Origin of the sequence: Halobacillus massiliensis, from assembly GCF_900166625.1 — a bacterium.
In the GTDB taxonomy this organism is placed as follows: Bacteria; Bacillota; Bacilli; order Bacillales; family Halobacillaceae; genus Halobacillus_A; species Halobacillus_A massiliensis.
Map to the genome: position 1 here is coordinate 700,841 of NZ_LT800499.1, position 22,769 is coordinate 723,609.

A 22,769-nucleotide genomic window follows, 5' to 3' on the forward strand; every position below is an offset into this window, starting at 1 on the left:
TTTCAGGAGGACGGTATATGAGAAATAAACATAAGGTAGGGATTATTACAATTATCAGTATTTTTGTGGGCATTCTATTTATTCCAGCCCTCATCGTCGTACCATACATCGGTAAAAATGACACGGCCACTATTCAGCCTGCCGAGGAGAAGAAGGAAGAATACACAACTGAGATTCCAGAAAATCTCTCGCCTTTTTCAATCAAAGTTCTGAGAAGCCAGTCTCAACAAGTTGAGGAAGTTCCATTGGAATCTTACGTAGCAAGGGTGGTTGCTTCTGAAATGCCGGCAAATTTTCAAATAGAAGCTCTAAAAGCTCAGGCGTTGGCAGCACGTACTTACATTACACAGCACCTGGTGCAGGAAGAACCTTTTTCCAATCAGGCAGATGTAACGGACACGACTCAGCATCAAGTATATAAAAATGAAGAAGAGCTGAAGAAGCAGTGGGAGCACGATTATAATAAGAATATGGGGAGGATTGCTCGAGCTGTCCAGGAGACAGCCGGTGAAATTATTACTTATAAAGAACAGCCGATTACAGCGGCTTTCTTCTCTACAAGCAACGGCTATACGGAGAATTCTGAAGATTACTGGGAAAATGAAATTCCTTATTTGAAAAGTGTAGAAAGTCCGTGGGATCAGAAGTCTCCTAAATTTACAGACCAGAAGATTGTGCCGATTACAAGTCTTGAAGCTTCTCTTAATGTTCAAGTGGAAAATGGGCTTAGCAACTTAAAGCTCACAAAAACAGATGGTGGTCGAGTGGCTAGCGTTTCATTTGGAAATCAAACCTTTACCGGCCGTGAGATCCGTGAAAAATTTGAACTGCCGTCCAGTGATTTTACAATTGAACAAAAAGAAGATCACTTGATTTTCAAAACGAAAGGCTACGGTCACGGTGTAGGGATGAGTCAATATGGAGCTAACGGGATGGCAGAAGACGGAAAGAGTTATAAAGAAATTATTAAACACTACTATCAAAATACAGAAATAACACCAGTTACCAAACAAACAGCTGCACGGCCGCTCGAAGCCAAAGAAGGCAGAATGGATTGATAAAAAGGTATCAGGCTCATGATGTGCCTGGTACCTTTTTAAATGATTAAACTTGATACCATACAAAATACTGAAGCTGTGCCCTTCTTGTTTCAATTTTCCTCTAAAATAAATTTTTTCATCAGGATGTATATATTTCCAAAAAAGCGTTCAGAATGACTCCTGAGGTGATGAACATGAGAGAGGAAAAGAAAAGCGTAACTAAATTAAAGTTCAAACGCTTGATGCGCAAGAAATGGTTGTTCCCTGCTTTGTATTTAGGCGTTGCAGCTCTTGTACTAGTAGGAGTGTTCTGGTATCAGCAAAGTTCTAATGAAGTAGCTGACCAGTTCAAAGAAGGACAAAGTCAAGACGATGTTTATGTTGATCAGGAGAATCCATCTGTACCGGTAACCTCCCAAAACGAAAACCTTCAGATGCCGGTATCCGATCAGGATCAAGCCACTGTCGTAACGAAGTATTTCGACTATGAAGCAAGTGATGAAGAACAAGAAAATGCACTAGTCCTTTACAACAATAAGTATTATCAGAGCAAAGGTATCGATATTACACAAGGTGAAGGCGAAGCATTTGATGTCACAGCTTCTCTTTCCGGTACAGTCACAGAAGTGAAAGAAGATCCGCTATACGGAAATGTGATCGAACTTACTCATGGTGATGAGGTAACTACTGTTTATTCAAGTCTAACTGAAGTAAAGGTACAATCTGGAGATAATGTGAAACAGGGCGATGTACTTGGTCAATCTGGACAAAGTACTTTTGGAAAAGATAACGGAGTACACGTACACTTTGAAGTCCGCAAAAACGGAGAGCCTGTTAACCCTGAGACTTTCTTCGGACAAGCCGTAAGTACAATTGAAGCTCCTGCTGCTGAAGAAGAAACTGCAGCTGCAGCTGAAGAGGATGGAACAGCTGATGAAGCTAAAGAGTCCACAAATGCTGTTGAAGGTGAAGATAGTGTAGGATCTGAAGAAAATCAATCAGATGAAAACATAGACACACCTGCAGAAGATGAAGCAGATCAAGGAACTAACGAAGCTGATGAGCCATCTTTAGATGATGAAGGTTCCAGTGAAGATACTCAGTCATAAGATTTAGAAAAATCTCATGTGCCAAAAATGGAGGCTGTTTCGGTCTCCATTTTTTTATTTTCCTTAGATCTGATTGATTTTCCCCATGTTCTCTGATTATCTCCCTCAAATATAAAATCATTCTCCTGAGAGCTGGAAATTTTCTTAACCTGTTACATAAAACGAAAAACAAGCAACATGGCACCTTAAAATAGCGCATAACTGCACATCTTAAATAATAGAATGGTCATAACCGAACTTTCGGTACCATCCAGGGTGATACAACAAGAGCTTTCAATCCAACACAGAGAAAAACCCTAACCCGTCTCAACCACCCCCTTGGATAGTCAATATCAGGAGGCGAGAGATGTGCATGACTACATCAAAGAACGGACAATCAAGACTGGCGAGTACATTGTAGAGACGAAAAAAACAGTACGTATGATTGCAAAGGAGTTTGGTGTCTCCAAAAGCACCGTGCATAAAGACCTAACGGAGAGGCTTCCGGAGATCAATGCTTCCCTTGCTAAAGAAGTGAAAAAAATCTTAGAGCACCATAAAGACATCCGGCATCTTAGAGGAGGCGAAGCTACCCGGATGAAATACCAGACGCTTGGCAAAGATTCTCCTGCTGAAACCACACGTTAGTGGAAGGCATCCTCCCGACGATTTACCCCCTCCCTATATGGAACTTTTTTCTTAAGATATTACACGAATGTTGCAAATTTATGATAGTATATAATATTAGATGTGCGGCTTTAGAGTATAGCAATAGGAAATCGTTTTTGGGAAATAGGGAGGATCTACTCACGATGTTTGCAAGAGATATTGGAATCGATTTAGGTACAGCCAATGTACTTATACATGTTAAAGGGAAGGGCATTGTCCTGAATGAGCCCTCTGTTGTCGCAATGGACCGGAATACAGGCAAGGTTCTGGAGGTAGGTGAAGCAGCTCGCCGAATGGTGGGTCGTACGCCAGGAAACTTTGAAGCTATACGTCCTTTGAAAGACGGTGTGATTGCTGACTTTGATGTGACTGAAGCGATGCTGCGTCACTTTATTCAGAAGATTAATGTCAAAGGCTTCTTATCTAAGCCGCGTATGCTGATTTGCTGCCCGACGAACATTACAAAAGTTGAGCAGAAAGCGATTCGTGAAGCGGCCGAGAAGTCTGGCGGCAAAAATGTATATTTAGAAGAAGAGCCTAAGGTGGCAGCAATTGGAGCCGGAATGGATATTTTCCAGCCAAGCGGTAACATGGTCGTCGATATCGGTGGCGGGACGACGGATGTAGCCGTACTCTCAATGGGAGATATTGTTACGGCTTCTTCTATTAAAATGGCTGGGGACAAGTTCGATGGCGAAATCTTAAATTATATTAAAAAGCAGTACAAGCTTCTAATTGGTGAGCGTACGGCGGAAAATATTAAAATGGAAGTAGCAACAGTCTTTAAGGGTTCCCGCAATGAGGAAATTGATATTCGCGGACGTGATATGGTGACAGGTCTGCCCCGTACGATTACGGTGAATTCTGAAGAGATTGAAGGTGCGCTTCACGAGTCTGTACAATCGATTACTCAAGCGGCAAAATTTGTACTTGAGCGGACTCCGCCTGAGTTGTCTGCAGATATTATTGACCGGGGGGTTATTGTGACAGGAGGAGGCGCGCTTCTCCACGGAATCGATCAGCTGCTGGCTGAAGAGTTGAAGGTGCCAGTCTTTATAGCGGAAGATCCAATGGACTGTGTCGTAAAAGGTACAGGGATTATGCTGGATAACATCGATAAAATTACGCGTAATAAAATCGGTTCATAAGTTTATAAGAAGGAGCGATCGTCTTGCTGAGAGGATTTTACACGGCTGCGTCCGGAATGATTGCCGGACAGCGTATGCAGGAAACACTTACGAACAACATGACTAACTCAAACACCCCGGGATACAAAGCAGATACAGGAACCTTGAGGGCTTTTCCAGAGTTACTCATACAGGAAATGGGTGCAGCCGCGATTTCGACAAGCCAGGGAGGTTTTAAGCTTCCGGTTCGAAACATTGCAGGTACTCTAAACACTGGTGTTTACATGCAGGAAACCGTGCCTGAATTTTCTCAGGGCGATTTAAGGGAGACAGGCCAGACGACAGATTTGGCTCTTTTAAATGGCAATTTACCTGATGATACAGGGTTTATCTTTTTTAATGTACAAAATGAAAACGGAGAGATCCGTTATACCCGGAATGGGAACTTTACTATAGACAGCGAGGGTTTCCTGACAACAAATCAAGGATATTTTGTCCTTGATAATAATGGCCATCCTATTCAGACAGAAGGTCTTGATTTTACGGTGAGCAGTGATGGAACAATGGATATGGGTGGACAAGAAGTTCTTCTTGGATTATCTTACACCCCCAATGCGCTGAATATGATTAAAGAAGGAAATAATTTATTTAGACTTGATGAAGGCGACGCTCAGAACGCGCGCGAGACGGAAGCTGATTATGAAGTCCGCCAGAAGGTTCTTGAAGGTTCAAATGTTGATCCGGCCCGGACGATGACAGAAATGATCCATACGTACCGTACCTTCGAGATGAACCAGCGGGCACTTAAAGCTTATGATCAGAGCCTGCAGCGGACCGTTAATGATATTGGAAAATTAGGGTGAGGAGTAAAAGACTATGAATCTTTCAATGATCCAGGCTTCCAATACGCTGGGACAGCTGCAGCATAAGCTTGATCAGATCGGACACAATTTATCTAATACAAGCACCACCGGTTACAAAAGCAGACAATCAAACTTCTCCTCCATGCTCACCCAGCAGATAAATAACCAATCCAATGTGCAGGCAGAAGACAGCAGGCTGACACCAAACGGCATCCGTTCTGGGGCTGGAGCTAAAATTGGTCATACAAACCTCAATTTAACGCGTGGGACTTTTCAACAGACAAATAGAGAACTCGATACGGCCTTAAAACAGGAGAACCACCTGTTCAAGGTACAAAAGGAGTCTTCTGCTGGTCTTAAGACTGAATATACGAGAGCGGGAAACTTTTATTTAAATGTACTGGAAAATGGGAATATGCTGCTGACTACTTCAGCGGGAGATCCGATTCTTGGAGTGAATGAAGAGCCGATTGTGATCGAAGGAAATGCAGAGGATATTACGTTTCGAGAAGATGGAGCCGTCCTTGTGACACGGAATGGAACGATAGCTGTAGAGGGGCAGCTTGGTGTCATGGAAGCTATTCGTCCAGGAGTATTAGAATCTGTGGGTGGGAACCACTTCAAGCTTCCAGAGAATATGGATACTGGTGGAATCTTACAGCAGGCAGACGCCCAAATAGTAACAGGAATGCTCGAATCATCTAATGTTGATTTAGCCCGGGAAATAACAGAATTACAAACCGTACAGAAGGGTTATGAATTTAATACCCGTTCCATCTCAATGGGCGATCAGATGATGGGGCTCGTCAATCAGTTAAGATCATAATGTAAGGAGAATATGTCAATGGCAACAGAGGAGAAACAACTAAGAAAACAAAAGAAAGAGCAGAAGCCAAAGGATCAGCGGTTAAAAACAGAACGGCGCCGTTTAATTCCCATTTGGCTGCGAATTGTAATAGTCGTCGTTCTTAGTGTTATCGCTCTTGCAGCAGGATTGATGATCGGTTATGGGGTGCTGGGAGACGGTGAGCCGCTGGATGCCCTGAAATGGTCAACATGGCAGAGAATTATCGATTTTATATCAGGTATGTAGAAAAACACGAGCTTTTTTCGGAGCTCGTGTTTTTTTATTGGAAAAATTATTTAACACTATCGATGACCGGACTTTCAATAATAGGAGTGCCTGCATCATCTGTTCCCTGGAATGTTCCATAAACTTCTACGATTTCGCCTGTTTCATAGTTAGCGTCTGGGTCTATATTTTCTACATTATATGTACCATATCCGCCTTCTTCTTCAGTTGTTACTACATAGCTGCTTTTGTCTTCAGATGTCTCTTCGGCTGTAATAGCTCCTGAGATCGAAATTTTTTCGCCAACTTCCACTTCACCGCCGGAAACTGTTACATAATCAACGGCCATTGCTTCTTTTCTTAATTGTTCATCGAGTTCCTGCTGGGTTGGTTTTTCTTCATTAGCACTTGTACTTGCTGAACAGCCGATTAGGGTTGCCGTTAAACCAAATATAATCAGGTATTTTTTCATTGCTCAAGCCTCCATGTTGGTTTTATAACATCTATTTCGATAGGAGAATCCCATTTCCTTCAACAAAGATTGTCGTCAAGTGAGAAAAATACCGACAGTGCTCGCGTAAAAACGAGGGTTTAAGATTAAAGGTCTACAAGAGGGAAAGAGGCTGAAAATCAATAATTAGAGCTCATTTTTTATAGCTTTTCGCTGGAACACATCCAGGATTTCTTTAGGTTTTTTATGACCCAATTTGTGGAATTAACTCAGTATTAGAAAAAACAGGGGGAGGGAAAAAGCTGGTGAAAACCGAGGTATTTATTGCAGGGGGAGGAGTCGGCGGTCTGGCATTAGCCGCGAAGCTTGCAAGCCGAGGGGTACACGTGACGGTTGCCGAGCAGCTGAAATCAAAGTCGAGGGCCTATAAAGGTGAACTGCTGCAGCCCAAAACACTGGAAATTCTGGATCGTATCGATGTTCTCGAACAAATCGAAGCCAGCGGCCACATTATCGATCAGCTCCGTTTTCAGGAGATTAAACACTGTCATGGACAGGAGCCTGAGAGCATGCAGATGACTGAGCTGAATTACAGCAGAGTAGCCAGTCCTTATGGCCATGCCCTGATGGTCCCCCATGAAATGACGAAAGATATCCTTCGAGCAAAAGCGCAGGAATATGAGGAATACTTTCATTACCTGCCAGGAGCGCGGTTTCAAGGCTTTGAGAAGGGTATGGCTAAAGTCCGCCAGAAAAAAGAAACACTAAACATAGAAGCGGATGTCTATATCGGAGCAGAGGGACGCTCATCTCCAACGCGGGAAGCGATGAATGTAAATATTAAGCGCAAAGAGTACAATCATCACTTTTTAACAGTGACGATTCCTCGTCCGGAAACTTTTACAAAGGGAAAAATCATCACAACTACAGACTGTTTTCTCGGGCTTTTTCCATTACCTGATAATGAAGTCAGAACTGTTTATTTAATTAAAGCCGGGGAATTTAAAAGAATTAAAGAAAAAGGTTTGGAATATGTGTATCGTGCATATGGCGACTTGGAACCCGAGCTGAAACAAACCGTTAAAGCTATAACAGACTGGAAGGATATTCAGCTAATGATTCCTTATACCTATCATGTTGACCGCTATGTATCGGGTAACTTGGCTCTGGTAGGAGATGCAGCCCATACCGTCCATCCTATGGCGGGAGAAGGGATGAACCTTGCCATACAGGATGCTGATATTTTAGGGGAACTGCTCGCCTGGTGCAAAGAAGAGAACAAGGACTTCCACCAGTATTTGCACTATTATGAATCTGTACGCAAGCCGCGTGTCTCATTTTTACTGGCATTAAGTCATATGTCTGCACTCGTTTACTCCTTTCCCAATCCATGGTGGAGAAAGCTGAGAATGCGAGCGGTCCAGCGCATTTATGATGATGACCAGCTTCATGTGAAGCAGATGCTGAATATTTCCGGCCTTGGCATGTGGGATTTTTCACTGCTTGACCGTGCGATTCAAGGAAGTGTGCTGCCACCGAGGAGGAAAACAATCTCCGATCAGAAACAGCTGAACAGGTTATTTCATGAAAAGGAAGATTATCCATGGAAATTTTAAAAAAGAAGGAGTCATCATATGAATGAATGGATCCATGCTATACAGGCACGCAAATGGATGAAAAAGAACGAATCTTTTCTTCCGGTCTGGCATGCTTACGTAGGGGCAGAGCTGGACTTATTTCACCATTTTAAAAAAGCACGTACAGTGGAAGACGTAAGCAAAGAAACGGGATTTCCAATTGATTTGCTCGCTTCATGGACAAACGTAGGGGTAGCCGTTAAGCATTTAAAAAGGCGCCCGAACCAGACGTTTCGCACATCGAAAAGGCGCTGTGCCTCTCTTGTAGGAAATAACGTTTCACCAGGAGTAAAAGCTCTGCTCAAAGAAATTATGGAGCTTCATATGCCGACACTGCTGAATTATCCGGAGTACATGAGATCGGAGAAGAGAGCTCGGTTTGATCATGAGCGTCATGGAGGGATAGTGGCAGAAACTTCTTCACTTCTCGAGCATTTCGCTATCAAAAAGATTAAGAAAATGATCGCTGACCGGCAAGTCACTCGTATTGTTGATTTAGGCTGCGGACATGGAGGCTACTTACGGAAATTAGCCGATGAGCACCCGGAAGTGGAGATGATCGGGGTTGATATTAATCAGGTTGTCATTGAAGAAGCGCGTGAGAAGTCACAGAATTATGAGCATGTCCACTTTGATGTAGGCGATATCCACTCATGGAGACCGGAAGAAGGAAAAGCTGATGTCATCCTGTTGCATAATATTTTTCATTATATACATCCAGATTCACGTCAGGGGCTGCTTGATCACCTGAACAGTTACTTATCGAAAGACGGGCTGATCTCTGTTATTACACCTATAAGTGAAACAGAACATGGCGAGGCCTTTTCTTCGGCTTTCAACAGCTTTTTTGTTGCCCATTCAAACCTTTTTGCACTTCCTACAAAAAATCAGCTGCGGCAGATTACGGCAGACTGCCAATTTGAGCTTTTTGACTTAGATCCGATTATAAAGGAAGGCTCCTGGTTTACGTTCTGGCTGAGTCCGGGAATTACCCTGCAGGATCTCAGGCAGACACAGATAGCCGGCAGTTCAGAGCAGACACTGACAAGGCAGCAGCAAATGTCGTCCTGATTGAGGAAAAAAGAAACAAACAATAAAAACCGCAGCTGGCATAAGGGCCGCTACGGTTTTTTTCTGCCGCGAACAAGTTTCATAATAATAATAATGGCTGCTACAATAAGCAATAAGTTTATCAGACCGCCGGCTATGTCGAGCATAAGACCTAAAAGCCAGACGACAAGTATAATAACTACGATAGTCCAAAGCATGATTGTCCCTCCTTCTTTAGATGATGATCTTCTCATTCCATTTCCTAAAACAAACGAAATCAAACCTGTCACAGAAAAACTTTGTCCTTTCAGCAGGCTGCCTTTATAATAGGAGTAGTTTGTACGGAAAGGAGCATTTCTATGCTAGACATTCAGCAAATTAAAGAAATTATCCCCCATCGCTATCCCTTCCTGTTGATCGATCAGGTGGAAGAAATTGAAGAAGGAAAGCGAGCGGTCGGCTATAAAAACGTAACGATAAATGAACCATTTTTCCAGGGGCATTTTCCCGACTACTCAGTAATGCCCGGAGTATTGATTACAGAAGCGCTTGCACAGATGGGTGCTGTCGCTATGCTGAAAAAAGAAGAAAATCAAGGGAAGCTCGCTTTTTTTACAGGAATCGATAAATGCCGCTTCAAACGACAAGTAAAGCCGGGAGACCGCCTGAAGCTTGAAGTTGAGATCGTCCGTCTCAAGGGCCCGATCGGCAAAGGTAAAGCAACAGCCAGCGTTGATGGTGAAGTCGCCTGTGAAGCTGAAATAATGTTTGCCCTTAAATAAAACAGATAAAAAGCCGTCCGTAATGGGCGGCTTTTTTTGCATAATCCTCCTAATACATGGACAAACTAGCAACCGAAAACATCTAAACAAAAGGAGGAAGACCTATGAAAAACGCTTTACTTAAACTACTTACAGCGATGTTTGCCATTTCTCTTCTTGGTGCTTGTGCAACAGAAGAAGAGCCGGCACAGGAAGATCAGCAGAATGAGGATCAAATGCAAAATGATGTCCAGGAAGACGAGGATCAAATGGATGAAGATATCCAGGAAGATGAGCAGCAAATGGAAGATGACATCCAGGAAGATGAGAATGAAATGGATAATAACGATAATACGAACGAAGACACCATGGATGGTGCAAACGACGACAACAATAAAGACGATAACCAATAGGATTAAAAGCCGCTTTCATTTCCTGAAGCGGCTTTTAATTTTTGAGGAAGGAACATTAGAAGAATTATCTGATATAAATCTCTTCTTTCATACCGTAGGGAAAAAAGTTGAAAAAAGCAGAAAGAAAATTTGGAAATCAACGGAAAAAAACGTCACATCCCTTGTGATACCCCTGTTTATTCAGCTAGAATATAAAATAACAGCAATTATCCTTAAAAAAAAGTTTTCCCTATTAGAAAGTGTGGAATAGGGGAAGAGAGGTGATTTCCGATGAAATACAGAACTGCTTCAGACTTAAAACCACTACTGTTTGATGAAGAAGAGAAAGTCGTCAATCAAATTACGCGGGAAAAGGTAGAAGTGTACGCCTATCTCCACGAGAATTTTAAACATACTTATATACCAGATGATACCCTCTATCAATTCATCTTTCGCTACTTCTTCAAACTGGATAACCCAAGTCTGACTAATGAATTTGAAGAAGAGTATTTTAAAGTGATGGAAGAACAGCGTGACAAAGAACGGCCGAGCATTGTTCAGATTACAAAGCGTCTTTATGAAATCAAAAATCATAAAGGCAACCCAACGATGCAATTCCCACTCGCAGCGGCAATGCTGCACGTCATTAATCCTGCATTTCCGTCTTATGACAGTGACATTGCCAAAGCCTTTGACTTCTCATCCACCTATCATCTTTCCGGATTTGATAAAAAGATGAAACGCTACATCGGCCAATACCAGCATACCTTTAAAACATATAGAGAACTGCTGGAAGATGAAGCTGTAAGGCCGCTGATTAATCACTTCAATGAAAAATTCCCAGATTATAAAGACCTGCCGGAAGTGAAAAAAATCGAGCTTGTGGTCTGCCAACTTGGCCACAGTCTTTTATAACCGTCTCAAATGTATACATAACCGCCGCACATGCTGCCGGCGGTTTTTTGTTGCACTATTTCCAATGTTAACGAAAACCTTTTCAAATGGTCATATAACTGTCACATCCCTTCTTTGTCGGAACCTTGCATACCCCCTCGAATTCTAGTAACATTATCCATATCTATGACCACTCAGTCACCGATTGTCACTTATGATTTTTAGCCATATATAGGAGAGGAAGACAACTCATGAGACGTACGATGTTCAGCCTCCTTTTACTGGCAGCTGTTCTAATTACTTTAACAGCGTGCAGCCAGGATGAAGGTGAAGAAACGACAGAAGAACGGATAACGCCTGTAGAAACCGCTCAAGTTGAGCAGGGAGACTTTGTTATTGATCGTAAAATAACGGGGAGAGCTGCTCCCGGGGAGAGCTCTCCAGTAGTGCCAAGCGCTCCTGGAGAACTCGTTACGCTTAATGTAGCAAAGGGAGACCGAATTGAGAAAGGACAGACCGTTGGAGTGGTTGATCCTGGAGATCAGGGGAACCAGGTAGAACTTCAGGAGGTGGCGGTCCGTCAGGCAGAATCACAGTTGGAAAGTGCCCAAACACAGTATAACCAGGCTGTCGAAGGAGTAGAGATGGCAGAAGAGCAGCTTGAATTAATCCGTGAAACGGCCGGGGCAGGTGGGAATGTTCCCACACAGGCGTTCCAGCAGCAGGCTGATGACGCCCGGGAACTGGCAAATGAAGCCGAAGAACTGGTCAATGAGGGAACCATTCCTGAATCGATGTATCAGCAGGCAAAAAGCCGTGCAGACCAGGCTGGCCAATTCATTAATCAAACGCTTGACCAAGTCTCAGGTTCCGCTCAAGGCCAGGCTTCCCAAGCAGAGGCAGAAGCAGAAGTCCGGCTGGAACAGGCAAAGCAGGCTGAAGCCCAGTCTGAACAGGCTTTAGAACAGGCACAGCTGGGATTAGAGCAGGCTCAGGTGCAGCTTGAAGCTGCCCGTTCGCAAACGGAAAATGAAGCCGTAGCCGCGCCGCGTACAGGGGTAGTCACCACCCTGGAAGCAAGTGAAGGCGATAACGTAACCAATCAGCAGCCGTTTGCGACAATTACGAGCCTTAATCCAATGACAATTGTTGCCTCAGTCACAAGTGACCAGCTGTCTCTTTTTCAAGTAGGAGAAGAGCTGGAAGTAGAGATAAAGTCGCTGAATGAAACGTTTACTTCAACCATTGATTATGTTCCTTCCATACCTGACGATACAAATCTTTATCCTGTTGAAGCTACAGTCAGCAATGATGAGGAAAACATTAAACCAGGGATGATGGCTTCTTTCATTATGCCTGAAACATCTGTGGAGGATGCACTCATCGTTCCAACTGATGCAGTTAGCGAGCAGAGCGGTCAGTCTTTTATTTACCGATTAAATGGGGACCAAGTTGAGCGGGTTGATGTAGAAGTTGTCGAAGCTCAATCTGATCGAAGTGCTGTTGAGGGAGATCTTGAAGCTGAAGATGTAGTGGTTACTAGCGGACAGTTGACACTTGAAGACGGGGCGAAGGTAGAAGTCATGGAAGAGGAGGACGATTAAGTGAAGCTCGTCAACCTCTCAGTTAAACGTCCGGTCGGAGTTATAATGGTCGTAGCAGCGATCCTCGCCCTGGGATTCGTCTCTCTTAGATCGCTTACGATTGATTTATATCCGGATATTGATTTACCTGTTGCTGTTGTTTCTACTTCTTATGATGGGGCAGCCCCGCAGGAAGTTGAACGTCTTGTCAGTCAGCCGATTGAATCATCAGTCAGTGCGATAGAAGGAATGGAAGTGCTGCAGTCTCAATCCCAGGCTGGCGCTTCCCTTGTTTTTATGCAGTTTAGTACAGGAACAAATCTTGACAGTACATTGCTTGAAGTGAGGGAGCGGGTGGATCAAGTAAGAGAAGCTCTTCCTGAAGGAGCCGGAGAACCAAGCGTTCTCCGATTTGACCCCCAGCAGCTGCCGATTATGACGATTGGCCTTCAAGGAGCCGAACCGGAACAGCTTCAAAAGGTGGCCGAAGACCAGATCATTCCTCAGCTTGAACGTCAGGAAGGGGTCGCATCCATTAATATTGAGGGCGGCCAGACTCGTCAAGTCGATATTTTAATCGACCAGTCTCTAATGGCCAACTATGAGATTACCTCTGATCAAATCATTCAGGCACTCAATGCTTCAAACCAGTCTGATTCTGCCGGCACGATTCAAAAAGGGGATCAAGACCTGCAGATTCGTATTGAAGGTGAGTATCAATCGATTGAGGATATCGAGGATACAATCATTCAATCCTCTTCAGGAGCCCAGGTGACGGTAGACCAGATTGCCGAAGTAGAAGAAACTTATGAAACAGACAATGTTTCACAGGTAAACGGTCAGCAGTCCGTGGCCCTGTCGATTTTGAAAAAGACAGATGCCAATACTGTGGAAACTGCAGACAATGTAAGTGAGGCACTCGAGGAAATAAAAGAGGATTTACCAGGAGATGTGAAGACATCCATTATTCTCGATACGAGTGAATTTGTAAAAATCTCCATCAATAGTGTTGTGCTCAATATTATTATCGGCGGTATTATTTCTATTGGTATCCTTATGCTGTTTCTAAAAAGCTTACGGGCGACACTCGTTATTGGGATTTCTATTCCGATTGCGATTATCTCTACATTTATTCTCATGTATTTTACAGGTGAGACGCTTAACGTCCTAACAATGGGCGGACTTGCTCTTGGAATTGGGATGATTGTTGACAGCTCAATCGTTATTTTAGAGAACATCGTCAGCTACCGGCAGAGAGGATTCAATATGATCGAAGCGGCAAAGCGCGGTGCTTCTGAATTGGCTCCAGCCGTTATTGCCTCCGCCACAACGACATTAGTTGTCTTTTTGCCGATCATTTTCGTAGAAGGAATAGCATCCGAGCTGTTTACCCCGCTCGCGCTTACGATTTCCTTTGCAATGATTGCGTCCCTGGCTGTATCAGTTACGCTCGTTCCGATGCTGTCTTCGAAGCTGCTGACTAAACCGCTTCAGACGAGCGGCCGGCGGTACTGGTTTGATCGTTTCTTGCATTATATAAATAAGAAATACCGTAGCCTGTTGCAGCGTGTCCTTAAATGGCGGAAAACGACAGTTGCTGTGACACTTGCGCTGATCGCCGGCTCGATTGCCATTATCCCTTGGATCGGCACCGAATTTATCCCGCCATCGGATCAGGGTCAAATATCGATTTCGGTTGATATGCCGGCAGCCACCTCGCTTGAAAGCACGCAGGAAACCACAGCGTCTATTAATGAGCGACTGGAAGACTTCGGCGATGAAATTGAAGTCAGCTATCTGACGATTGGCGGAGGAATGTTTGGCGGCCCTGGGGGAGGTTCTAATGATAGTGCAGATTATACTCTCCAGCTTGTACCGCCTGACCAAAGGGAACGTACAACCCAGCAGGTGATGCAGAATATAGATGAAACTCTTCAAGACGTTCCAGGTGCGGAAATTGCCGTCAGCGAGCTAGAAGCAGGCCTTGGTACAGGAGCACCTCTACAAGTGCAGCTGAATGGGAATGAATATGAAGTACTTGATGAACTGTCCCGGCAAGTTGTTTATATGATGGAAGATATTGAAGGTGTCAGCACCCCGGAGTCCAGCACAGATGAAGGACGACCTGAGATGCAGATTAATGTCGATCATCAACAGGCAGCACAGTATGGACTTACAGAACAGCAGGTGATTTCCCAGGTGCAGACGGCGTTCACCGGTCAGGTTGCTACCCGGTACCGTGAAGGCGGTGAAGAGATTAATGTAACATTAATTCTTCCCGAAGATCAGCGTCAAACGATCGCTGATTTAGAAGGTATGTCGCTGCAGACACCGGCAGGAAATATAATCCCGCTGGCATCTATTGCTGATTTAGAACAAGTACAGGGACCAGTTACCCTGCAGAGGGAAGACCAGCAGCCGCAAGTAAATGTCGAAGCAGAAATCAATGGACGCGACCTTGGAAGTGTAACAGAAGACGTAAGGGCCGAGCTGGAACGTCTTAATTTTCCAGATGGCTATACGTTTGAAATAGGAGGACAGGCCCAGGATATGGAGGAAGCCTTTGGTGACCTTGCGCTGGCCCTGATCTTTTCCATATTCCTTGTCTATGCCGTCATGGCCGTTCAGTTTGAAAACTTCCTGTTTCCATTTATTATTATGTTTTCCCTGCCTGCTACAATTATCGGCGTCACCGGAGGCCTGTTAGTAACCGGTCTGCCGTTTAGTCTCCCGGCTTTTGTCGGGATCATAATGCTCGCGGGAATAGTTGTAAATAATGCTATCGTACTCGTTGATTATATCAACATTTTAAGGCGGCGCGGTTATGATCGGACCGAAGCGATATTAGATGCTGGCCCCAACCGTCTTCGTCCAATTTTGATGACGACGCTCACCACTGTCCTGGGTATGGTGCCCCTGGCAATCGGTATCGGACAGGGAGCAGAAGCCCAGCAGCCTTTAGCCGTTACTATCATTTTTGGCTTAACAATTTCCAGTTTCTTTACGCTTATTTTAATTCCAGTCGTTTACACTTATTTTGATGACCTTTCCCAAAAAATTAACCGTTTTTTTCGAAGAAGACGAGATAAAGCTTAATCCTGCTTTTGACCCCGGCGGTTCTGAACCGTTGGGTTTTTTTTATGTGCTTTATAACAGATTTTTATCCGAAAGAGTCTTTTGAACCGGGGCTGCAAACTGTTTTTAAAGGTATCTGATGGCATTAAAACCATTTTTTAACTATTTAATATCAGAAATGAAACATAATGTTACTTCAATGAAATATTTCCTACTTTATATCCTTCAACCCATTAAAGTGTTGACAATATAGGTAAATATGTAATTTAAATAGTTCTATATTACTTATAAAAAGGTACTTTATGGATAAATTAATCCTGAATTTTTCGAAAAATAAGTGTGTCCATCCTGGTTATGAAGTTTCTTGTCGATTTTTGTTGTAATTGAGATGATATATTTTTTTACCCATATGTAACCTACAAGACAGGAATCTTTAGTATATTGATCAACGGCTTATTAATTATACAAGTTTATTGGAGGTAGAGCATGGGAGTCGCACTGAGTATTATTTTACTGCTAGGGTTTACGGCTTTTTTCCTTGGCGTTAAGGAAAAAGTAAGGAACAAGAAGAATGTCGAAAGCATCCCGGTAAGGGTGAATGTTAACGGCATCCGCGGAAAATCGACGGTGACTCGTTTAATCACGGGGGTTTTGCAAAAGGCTGGCTACAAGACGATTGGAAAAACAACAGGAACCGATGCTAGAATGCTGTACTGGTTTGACGGCCAGGAAGAGCCGATCAAGCGAAGGATGGAAGGACCTAACATCGGCGAACAGCGGAAAGTTCTTGAGAAAACAGTACAGCTGAATGCAGATGCACTTGTCAGTGAGTGTATGGCAGTAAAGCCGGACTACCAGGTTATTTTCCAGGAAGAACTGCTTCAGGCGAATATCGGACTAATCGTCAACGTTCTTGAGGATCATATGGATGTTCTCGGGCCGACTCTCGAAGAAGTGGCAGATTCCTTTGGAAACGCGATCCCGTACGATGGTGATTTAATTGTGAATGAAAGCCCTTATGTACCTCGCTTTAGAGAGATTGCGGCTGAGCGCAATACAAAGGTGCATGTCTGCGATACATCGCTTGTCTCCGAAGACTTTTTAAAGAAATTTGAGTATATGGTTTTTCCGGAAAATGCTGCCCTTGCTCTAGCTGTCGCTGATGTATTGGGGATTGATCATGAAACAGCTCGTCAAGGAATGCTTGAAGCATGGCCGGATCCAGGAGCGATGCAGATTCTGCCGATTGGCGATGAAGAGAACCCTACATTTCTAGTTAATGGATTCTCGGCGAACGATCCGACATCCACCTTAAATATTTGGGAGCGAGTTAAGCAGTTAAGTTATCCGACAGATGAACCTGTTGTGATTATGAACTGCCGCTCGGATCGTGTCGACCGTACGGAACAGTTTGCAAAACAAGTACTGCCGTATCTTCCAGCTGAGACATTGATTTTAATGGGGGAAACGACTGGGCCAATTGTTGATACTTACAAAAACGGTGCACTGCCAGTGAAGAATCTCCTTGATCTAGAAGGATATGAAACAGAAGAGATTGTAAGAGTATTAGGTCCATACATGTCTGGAAAAACTATTTATGGAATGGGTAACATTCATGGCGGAGCCGAAGAACTTGTTAAACGACTTGAACAGAAAAAAGTAGATAAAGCTACGGCTTAGAGAGGATGTACTATGTTTATATTTGACGCTTCAGATGTATATTTAGCTTTAGTGGCTGGAATCGTTCTCAGCTTGTTCTACACGGAAAAAACAGGCATTTTACCGGCTGGGCTGGTAGTGCCTGGTTATATCGCGATGCTATTTACTTTCCCAGTCAGTATTGCTGTTGTTTTTATGATTAGTTTCTTAACTTATTTGATTGTGATGAAAGTAATAGCGAGGTTTACGATTCTTTATGGAAGAAGGAAGTTTACTGCAATGTTAACGGTCGGTATTACGCTGACTATTATATTCGACATGATCGTTCCTATGTATTCTACACCAGCGATTGTGGAAGGAATGATGGCGATTGGGGTCATTATTCCAGGCTTAATTGCAAATACGATTCAGAAGCAGGGCGTCCTGCCTACAACGGCAAGCACCTTACTATTAAGTGCTGTAACCTTCGGTGTTGTAACACTTTCCAGTTTTATAGGAGGAGGAATTTAGAAAATGGAAGCAACTTTAAGTTATAGAAAGAGAAAGAAAGCGGCAAAAAAAGAAGACCAGTTGACGTTCAGCCAGTGGATGCTCAAAACGATTAAGAAGCATAAAAAAAGGACAACGAAAGATGCCACGATCGGTTTAGGCATTACAATCGTTCTCTTTTTAATCGGTATGGTATAGAAAAATGCTGAAAAAAAACCGTTTCAACATCATCATCATCAGCTTATTTGCCGTCATTTTACTATTGCTGATTATTCAGGATAGTGATGGGACGGACGAACGTCAGTCAGATGATTTTACCCTGAACGATACTATGCCAGAAGAAGAAATTGGCGCATATGGTGTGACATCAGATAGCGATATTGCAACAGAGGTAGGAATGAAGGTGTTGGAACAGGGGGGCAATGCCGTTGATGCAGCCGTTGCCGTCAGTTATGTACTAGGTGTAGTCGAGCCTTATGGATCAGGGATTGGCGGGGGAGGTACAATGCTTATCCACCCTGAAAAAGACAGTGACAAGTCTCCTGTCGTGTATGATTACCGGGAGACAGCGCCCGATTCAGAAAGCGTTCCTGAAAGTGGAACGGGAGTGCCTGGATTTGTCAAAGGCATGGACCGTGTACATGAAGACTTTGGCTCGATGAAAATGGAACAGCTTATTGAACCAGCGATAAATTCAGCCAGTAATGGAGCAGCGGTATCCCAAACACTCCACAATCGGTTAAAGGACGCGGAGTACCGCATGCCGAGTTTGGATCATATGTATCCAGACGGTAAGCCGATTAAAGCCGGAGAGATTCTAACACAGAAGCAGCTGGCAGAAACGCTAAAAGCGATTCAGCAGGACGGACCAAGTGCATTCTATTCTGAAGACATCGCTGAATCCATTAACGATAAAGAATCAAAAATTGATAAAGATGATCTTGAATCCTACGAAATAGATGTGAAGAAGCCAATCAAGGGTGAGTTTGGCGGATATGACGTCTTAGCACCGCCACCGCCATCGGGAGGTATTATGCTGCTTCAAAACCTCGAAATGGCCGAGATGCTGAAGATCGAAGAGGCGAAAGAGAAACCGACTGATTTCGCCATGCTGATGGGAATGATTAATCGAGCGAGCTATAAGGACCGCCTGGAAAACGTAGGTGATCCAGAATTTGAGGATGTAGCTGTCAAAAAAATGCTCTCTGAGGATCACCTTAAGACCATCGCGTCGGATATTGGCGATGGAACTAAGATCTCGGATAAATACCTGACAGAGCTTGATTCCGATGCAGACCTCGAAGATCATGAAAATACGACACATTTCGTTGTTGTCGATAAAAACGGTATGATGGTATCGGTGACAAATACGTTAAGTAACTTCTTTGGATCTGGGGAGTATGTGGATGGATTTTTCCTAAACAACCAGCTGAAAAATTTCAGCAACAACGAAGACTCACCGAATCGTGCGGAACCAGGGAAACGTCCATTCAGTTATACGTCACCAACGATCCTTGCCAAGAACGACAACCCTATCATTGGTATCGGAGCCTCTGGCGGGCAAAGGATTACATCCATGGTAGCCCAGCAGCTTGTCAAAATGATCAAGTTTAATGAACCTGTCCAGTCTTCTGTCGAAGCACCCCGGTCATTCCTTGAGTTTGATAAGAATACACTTCAAGTCGAAGGTAACCACGTCTTCTTGGAAGACCCCGAGAAGCGCGGGATCGACGTCAGCTATTCCGACAGTACGACCTACTTTGGAAGTGTCCAAGGTTTGATAATAGATTATGAAAATGAAAAAATTTATGGAGCCAGCGACCCAAGACGGAATGGAAGCTGGGATTCTAAATAAGAAAAGTGGAGCTGATAGAAAGCTCCACTTTTTTATTTAGTTTCATCTTATGTATAGTAAAAAACTATAATTTTAATAGTCGATTTACATGAAATTATTATTTTCGTCGATTCTCCCTCTTTTTGTCATAAGACTATTAGATTACATAACGATGTACTTTTAAGGTTTTTCATTATGATTTTAGGTTTTGGGAAACCTGAAATATCATTTTATAACAGTTTATTATTCCTGAATTTTTTGAAAACGAAGGGTTTTAGCCCTAATTTATGCAAGTAAATACTTTAACTTAATAAATACATAATTTTACTTTCATGTAACCTACAAACGGTGAAACTCTAGTATATTTGGCATCGGATCACAAATAAGTTTATGGAGGGAAAGCATGGAAATTGCATTAACCATTATTATACTTCTCGGTTTAGCTGCTTTTTTTCTAGGAGCAAAGGAAAAGGCGAAAAACAAGAAGAATGTTGAAAGCATCCCGGTACGGGTGAATGTCAACGGCATCCGCGGGAAATCGACGGTAACCCGGTTAATTACGGGAGTCTTGCAAAAGGCTGGCTATAAAACTGTAGGGAAAACAACGGGAACAGATGCTAGAATGCTGTACTGGTTTGATGGTCAGGAAGAGCCAATCAGGCGCAGGCTGGAAGGACCTAACATCGGCGAACAGAGAAAGGTTCTTGATAAAACGGTGCAGCTGAACGCTGATGCCCTTGTTAGTGAATGTATGGCGGTTAAACCGGATTATCAAATTATATTCCAGGAAGAACTGCTCCAAGCGAACATTGGGCTAATCGTTAACGTCCTTGAGGATCACATGGATGTTCTCGGACCAACTCTTGAAGAAGTGGCAGATTCCTTTGGAAGCGCGATCCCTTATAACGGAGATCTTATTGTAAATGAAAGCCCCTATGTACCATACTTTAGAGAAATAGCGGCTGAGCGAAACACGAAGGTCCATGTATGCGATACATCGCTCGTTTCCGAAGAATTTTTGAAAAAGTTCGAGTATATGGTTTTTCCAGAAAATGCTGCTCTTGCTCTGGCTGTAGCCGATATATTGGAAATTGATCATGAAACAGCCCGTCAAGGAATGCTCGAAGCATGGGCGGATCCTGGGGCCATGCAGATTCTGCCGATTGGAGATTATAATAATCCCACTTATTTAGTCAATGGATTCTCTGCGAATGATCCGACATCCACATTAAACATTTGGGAACGTGTCAAGCAGTTGAGTTACCCGACTGAAAACCCAGTGGTGATTATGAACTGCCGCTCGGATCGTGTCGATCGTACGGAACAGTTTGCCAACCAGGTACTTCCACACCTGCCTGCAGAAACTCTAATATTAATGGGAGAGACGACATCACCTATTGTTAATGCCTATAAGAATGGAGCTTTGCCAGTAAAAAACCTGCTCGATTTAGAAGGATACGAAACAGAGGAAATTGTCAGAGTCTTAGGGCCGTATATGGCCGGAAAAACAATTTATGGGATGGGTAACATTCATGGCGGAGCGGAAGAACTTGTTAAACGGCTGGAACAAAAAAAATAGAAAGAGTAACGGCATAGGGAGGAGTTCACGATGTTTATATTTGAAGCTTCAGATGTATATTTAGCTTTAGTGGCTGGGATCGTTCTCAGCTTGTTCTATACAGAAAAAACAGGAATTTTACCGGCAGGGCTGGTAGTTCCAGGTTATATCGCGATGCTGTTTACATTTCCTGTCAGTATAGCCGTGGTCTTTATGATTAGTTTTCTAACCTATTTGATTGTAATGAAAGTAATTGCCAAGTTTACGATCCTTTATGGGAGAAGGAAGTTTACTGCCATGTTAACAGTTGGTATTACGCTGACTATCGTATTTGACCTTGTCGTCCCAATGTATTCTACACCGGCGATTGTGGAAGGAATGATGGCGATTGGGGTCATTATTCCAGGTTTAATTGCTAATACGATTCAGAAACAAGGAGTACTCCCAACAACGGCAAGTACACTGCTTTTAAGTGCGGTTACTTTCGGTATTGTGACATTATCAACCTATATTGGAGGAGGAATTTAACATGGAAGCTATTTTAAATAATAAAAAAAAGAGAGCAGTAAAAAAAGAATATAAACTGTCCCTTAGTCAGTGGATGCTTAAAACAATAAAGGATCATAAAAAAAGGACAACAAAAGATGCCGCGATCGGTTTATCAGTTACAGCTGTCCTCTTTTTAATTGGTATTATATAGGATATGTTAAAGAGAAAACATTTTTATTCCATTATCCTCTGTGTCTTTGCTGTTATTTTGCTGTATTTTTTTGTGCAAAACAGCAATGGGAGGGATGAACAACAATCTGAGGAATTTACTTTGAATGATAGAATGCCTGAAAAAGATGAATTATATGGAGTATCTTCCGATAGTGAAATTGCGACAGAGGTAGGAATGAAGGTTCTGGGCCAGGGGGGCAATGCCGCTGATGCGGCCATAGCTGTAAGCTATGTGCTGGGTGTGGTCGAGCCTTATGGATCAGGAATTGGCGGGGGAGGCACAATGCTTATACATCCTGAAAAAGGTAGTGAACAAGCCCCGGTCGTTTATGATTACAGGGAGACAGCCCCCGACTCAGAAAACGTTCCTGAAAGTGGAACAGGAGTGCCCGGCTTCGTTAAAGGTATGGAACGGGTACACAATGATTTTGGAACGCTGAAAATGGAGAAGCTTATTGAACCCTCGATAAATTTTGCCAGCAATGGCGCAGCTGTCTCAAATACTCTTCATAATTATTTGAAAAAGGAGAAGGATCGTATGCCAAAACTGGATCATATGTATCCAGACGGTGATCCGATTGAGGCAGGGAAAGTCCTTAAACAAAAGCAGCTGGCAGAAACGTTAAAATCGATACAGCAGGATGGCACGAGCGCGTTCTATTCCGGAGACATTGCTGAATCCATTAATGATGAAGAATCAAAAATGGATAAAGATGACTTGGAGTCTTACGAAGTAGAAGCCAAAAAGCCGATCAAGAGCAGGTTTGGCGGGTATGATGTCTTTGCACCGCCCCCGCCATCGGGAGG

Annotated in this window: 24 protein-coding genes; 22 read left to right on the plus strand and 2 right to left on the minus strand. The window is 43.3% G+C overall.

Translation table 11 applies throughout. The features are described from left to right. Nucleotides 1-17 precede the first annotated feature (17 nt). From spoIID to B7E06_RS03505, 7 genes are all read left to right on the plus strand, one after another. On the plus strand, nt 18-1,058 hold the full coding sequence (spoIID, locus tag B7E06_RS03475; protein WP_082232681.1) for a stage II sporulation protein D: 1,041 nt from the start codon (nt 18-20) through the stop codon (nt 1,056-1,058). Between the two features lie 176 nt (nt 1,059-1,234). After that, the gene (gene spoIIQ, locus B7E06_RS03480) at nt 1,235-2,149 is read left to right on the plus strand and encodes a stage II sporulation protein SpoIIQ (protein WP_082232682.1); all 915 of its coding nucleotides are present in this window, start codon (nt 1,235-1,237) and stop codon (nt 2,147-2,149) included. A gap of 348 nt (nt 2,150-2,497) precedes the next feature. Continuing rightward, on the plus strand, nt 2,498-2,776 hold the full coding sequence (gene spoIIID, locus B7E06_RS03485) for a sporulation transcriptional regulator SpoIIID (protein WP_082232683.1): 279 nt from the start codon (nt 2,498-2,500) through the stop codon (nt 2,774-2,776). Between the two features lie 164 nt (nt 2,777-2,940). Then, the gene (mreB, locus tag B7E06_RS03490) at nt 2,941-3,945 is read left to right on the plus strand and encodes a rod shape-determining protein (protein WP_082232684.1); all 1,005 of its coding nucleotides are present in this window, start codon (nt 2,941-2,943) and stop codon (nt 3,943-3,945) included. 23 nt (nt 3,946-3,968) lie between these two features. Beyond that, a complete protein-coding gene (locus B7E06_RS03495; protein ID WP_082232685.1) occupies nt 3,969-4,787 on the plus strand; it encodes a flagellar hook-basal body protein in 819 nt (272 codons plus the stop codon). 13 nt (nt 4,788-4,800) lie between these two features. After that, nucleotides 4,801-5,613 (plus strand): flagellar hook-basal body protein, encoded by an 813-nt coding sequence (locus B7E06_RS03500; RefSeq protein ID WP_082232686.1) that lies wholly within the window; start codon nt 4,801-4,803, stop codon nt 5,611-5,613. Nucleotides 5,614-5,631: 18 nt separating this feature from the next. Further along, nucleotides 5,632-5,880, plus strand: coding sequence for a DNA-directed RNA polymerase subunit beta (locus tag B7E06_RS03505; RefSeq protein ID WP_082232687.1), 249 nt, complete (start codon nt 5,632-5,634; stop codon nt 5,878-5,880). Nucleotides 5,881-5,926: 46 nt separating this feature from the next. On the opposite strand, the gene B7E06_RS03510 is transcribed toward B7E06_RS03505, so the two are convergent. Continuing rightward, on the minus strand, nt 5,927-6,331 hold the full coding sequence (locus B7E06_RS03510) for a putative periplasmic lipoprotein (protein ID WP_082232688.1): 405 nt from the start codon (nt 6,329-6,331) through the stop codon (nt 5,927-5,929). Between the two features lie 284 nt (nt 6,332-6,615). On the opposite strand from B7E06_RS03510, the gene B7E06_RS03515 reads away from it, so the two are divergent. Continuing rightward, nucleotides 6,616-7,926, plus strand: coding sequence for an FAD-dependent oxidoreductase (locus tag B7E06_RS03515; RefSeq protein ID WP_082232689.1), 1,311 nt, complete (start codon nt 6,616-6,618; stop codon nt 7,924-7,926). Between the two features lie 18 nt (nt 7,927-7,944). Next, nucleotides 7,945-9,018 (plus strand): class I SAM-dependent methyltransferase, encoded by a 1,074-nt coding sequence (locus B7E06_RS03520; RefSeq protein WP_082232690.1) that lies wholly within the window; start codon nt 7,945-7,947, stop codon nt 9,016-9,018. A 50-nt stretch (nt 9,019-9,068) separates the two neighbouring features. On the opposite strand, the gene B7E06_RS21500 is transcribed toward B7E06_RS03520, so the two are convergent. Beyond that, nucleotides 9,069-9,215 carry a lmo0937 family membrane protein gene (locus B7E06_RS21500; RefSeq protein WP_143414445.1) on the minus strand — a complete coding sequence of 49 codons (147 nt, stop codon included), beginning with the start codon at nt 9,213-9,215 and terminating at the stop codon, nt 9,069-9,071. A gap of 141 nt (nt 9,216-9,356) precedes the next feature. Here B7E06_RS21500 and fabZ point away from each other — a divergent pair, with 141 nt between their 5' ends. From fabZ to B7E06_RS03580, 13 genes are all read left to right on the plus strand, one after another. Further along, entirely contained in the window at nt 9,357-9,779 is a 423-nt protein-coding gene (fabZ, locus tag B7E06_RS03525) for a 3-hydroxyacyl-ACP dehydratase FabZ (protein WP_082232691.1), read from the plus strand. A 104-nt stretch (nt 9,780-9,883) separates the two neighbouring features. Beyond that, nucleotides 9,884-10,171 carry a hypothetical protein gene (locus tag B7E06_RS03530; protein ID WP_082232692.1) on the plus strand — a complete coding sequence of 96 codons (288 nt, stop codon included), beginning with the start codon at nt 9,884-9,886 and terminating at the stop codon, nt 10,169-10,171. Nucleotides 10,172-10,441: 270 nt separating this feature from the next. Then, nucleotides 10,442-11,065: a hypothetical protein gene (locus B7E06_RS03540; protein WP_082232694.1), complete on the plus strand. Its 624-nt coding sequence runs from the start codon at nt 10,442-10,444 to the stop codon at nt 11,063-11,065. A gap of 230 nt (nt 11,066-11,295) precedes the next feature. Further along, a complete protein-coding gene (locus B7E06_RS03545; RefSeq protein WP_245807661.1) occupies nt 11,296-12,648 on the plus strand; it encodes an efflux RND transporter periplasmic adaptor subunit in 1,353 nt (450 codons plus the stop codon). Then, a complete protein-coding gene (locus tag B7E06_RS03550) occupies nt 12,649-15,723 on the plus strand; it encodes an efflux RND transporter permease subunit (protein WP_082232695.1) in 3,075 nt (1,024 codons plus the stop codon). 477 nt (nt 15,724-16,200) lie between these two features. Then, nucleotides 16,201-17,382 carry a poly-gamma-glutamate synthase PgsB gene (pgsB, locus tag B7E06_RS03555; protein ID WP_425432220.1) on the plus strand — a complete coding sequence of 394 codons (1,182 nt, stop codon included), beginning with the start codon at nt 16,201-16,203 and terminating at the stop codon, nt 17,380-17,382. 12 nt (nt 17,383-17,394) lie between these two features. Next, entirely contained in the window at nt 17,395-17,871 is a 477-nt protein-coding gene (gene pgsC / locus B7E06_RS03560; protein WP_082232697.1) for a poly-gamma-glutamate biosynthesis protein PgsC, read from the plus strand. A 3-nt stretch (nt 17,872-17,874) separates the two neighbouring features. Next, nucleotides 17,875-18,048 carry a hypothetical protein gene (locus B7E06_RS21695; protein WP_179133934.1) on the plus strand — a complete coding sequence of 58 codons (174 nt, stop codon included), beginning with the start codon at nt 17,875-17,877 and terminating at the stop codon, nt 18,046-18,048. A 4-nt stretch (nt 18,049-18,052) separates the two neighbouring features. Next, nucleotides 18,053-19,705 carry a gamma-glutamyltransferase gene (gene ggt, locus B7E06_RS03565; RefSeq protein WP_082232698.1) on the plus strand — a complete coding sequence of 551 codons (1,653 nt, stop codon included), beginning with the start codon at nt 18,053-18,055 and terminating at the stop codon, nt 19,703-19,705. A 382-nt stretch (nt 19,706-20,087) separates the two neighbouring features. Continuing rightward, entirely contained in the window at nt 20,088-21,263 is a 1,176-nt protein-coding gene (pgsB, locus tag B7E06_RS03570) for a poly-gamma-glutamate synthase PgsB (protein ID WP_082232699.1), read from the plus strand. A 30-nt stretch (nt 21,264-21,293) separates the two neighbouring features. Then, nucleotides 21,294-21,770, plus strand: coding sequence for a poly-gamma-glutamate biosynthesis protein PgsC (gene pgsC, locus B7E06_RS03575; protein WP_082232700.1), 477 nt, complete (start codon nt 21,294-21,296; stop codon nt 21,768-21,770). Nucleotide 21,771: 1 nt separating this feature from the next. Then, nucleotides 21,772-21,942, plus strand: a complete 171-nt coding sequence (locus B7E06_RS21700) for a hypothetical protein (RefSeq protein WP_179133935.1) — start codon at nt 21,772-21,774, stop codon at nt 21,940-21,942. A gap of 120 nt (nt 21,943-22,062) precedes the next feature. Then, a partial coding sequence (locus tag B7E06_RS03580; protein ID WP_245807662.1) for a gamma-glutamyltransferase occupies nt 22,063-22,769 on the plus strand: 707 nt, incomplete at its 3' end.

What these genes read in the sequence shown, in the direction of transcription:
- spoIID (WP_082232681.1), top strand. Translation starts at nt 18, where the DNA reads ATGAGAAATAAACATAAGGTAGGGATTATTACAATTATCAGTATTTTT.
- spoIIQ (WP_082232682.1), top strand. Translation starts at nt 1,235, where the DNA reads ATGAGAGAGGAAAAGAAAAGCGTAACTAAATTAAAGTTCAAACGCTTG.
- mreB (WP_082232684.1), top strand. Translation starts at nt 2,941, where the DNA reads ATGTTTGCAAGAGATATTGGAATCGATTTAGGTACAGCCAATGTACTT.
- B7E06_RS03500 (WP_082232686.1), top strand. Translation starts at nt 4,801, where the DNA reads ATGAATCTTTCAATGATCCAGGCTTCCAATACGCTGGGACAGCTGCAG.
- B7E06_RS03505 (WP_082232687.1), top strand. Translation starts at nt 5,632, where the DNA reads ATGGCAACAGAGGAGAAACAACTAAGAAAACAAAAGAAAGAGCAGAAG.
- B7E06_RS03510 (WP_082232688.1), bottom strand. Translation starts at nt 6,331, where the DNA reads ATGAAAAAATACCTGATTATATTTGGTTTAACGGCAACCCTAATCGGC.
- B7E06_RS03520 (WP_082232690.1), top strand. Translation starts at nt 7,945, where the DNA reads ATGAATGAATGGATCCATGCTATACAGGCACGCAAATGGATGAAAAAG.
- B7E06_RS21500 (WP_143414445.1), bottom strand. Translation starts at nt 9,215, where the DNA reads ATGCTTTGGACTATCGTAGTTATTATACTTGTCGTCTGGCTTTTAGGT.
- fabZ (WP_082232691.1), top strand. Translation starts at nt 9,357, where the DNA reads ATGCTAGACATTCAGCAAATTAAAGAAATTATCCCCCATCGCTATCCC.
- B7E06_RS03530 (WP_082232692.1), top strand. Translation starts at nt 9,884, where the DNA reads ATGAAAAACGCTTTACTTAAACTACTTACAGCGATGTTTGCCATTTCT.
- B7E06_RS03540 (WP_082232694.1), top strand. Translation starts at nt 10,442, where the DNA reads ATGAAATACAGAACTGCTTCAGACTTAAAACCACTACTGTTTGATGAA.
- B7E06_RS03545 (WP_245807661.1), top strand. Translation starts at nt 11,296, where the DNA reads ATGAGACGTACGATGTTCAGCCTCCTTTTACTGGCAGCTGTTCTAATT.
- pgsC (WP_082232697.1), top strand. Translation starts at nt 17,395, where the DNA reads ATGTTTATATTTGACGCTTCAGATGTATATTTAGCTTTAGTGGCTGGA.
- B7E06_RS21695 (WP_179133934.1), top strand. Translation starts at nt 17,875, where the DNA reads ATGGAAGCAACTTTAAGTTATAGAAAGAGAAAGAAAGCGGCAAAAAAA.
- ggt (WP_082232698.1), top strand. Translation starts at nt 18,053, where the DNA reads ATGCTGAAAAAAAACCGTTTCAACATCATCATCATCAGCTTATTTGCC.
- pgsB (WP_082232699.1), top strand. Translation starts at nt 20,088, where the DNA reads ATGGAAATTGCATTAACCATTATTATACTTCTCGGTTTAGCTGCTTTT.
- pgsC (WP_082232700.1), top strand. Translation starts at nt 21,294, where the DNA reads ATGTTTATATTTGAAGCTTCAGATGTATATTTAGCTTTAGTGGCTGGG.
- B7E06_RS21700 (WP_179133935.1), top strand. Translation starts at nt 21,772, where the DNA reads ATGGAAGCTATTTTAAATAATAAAAAAAAGAGAGCAGTAAAAAAAGAA.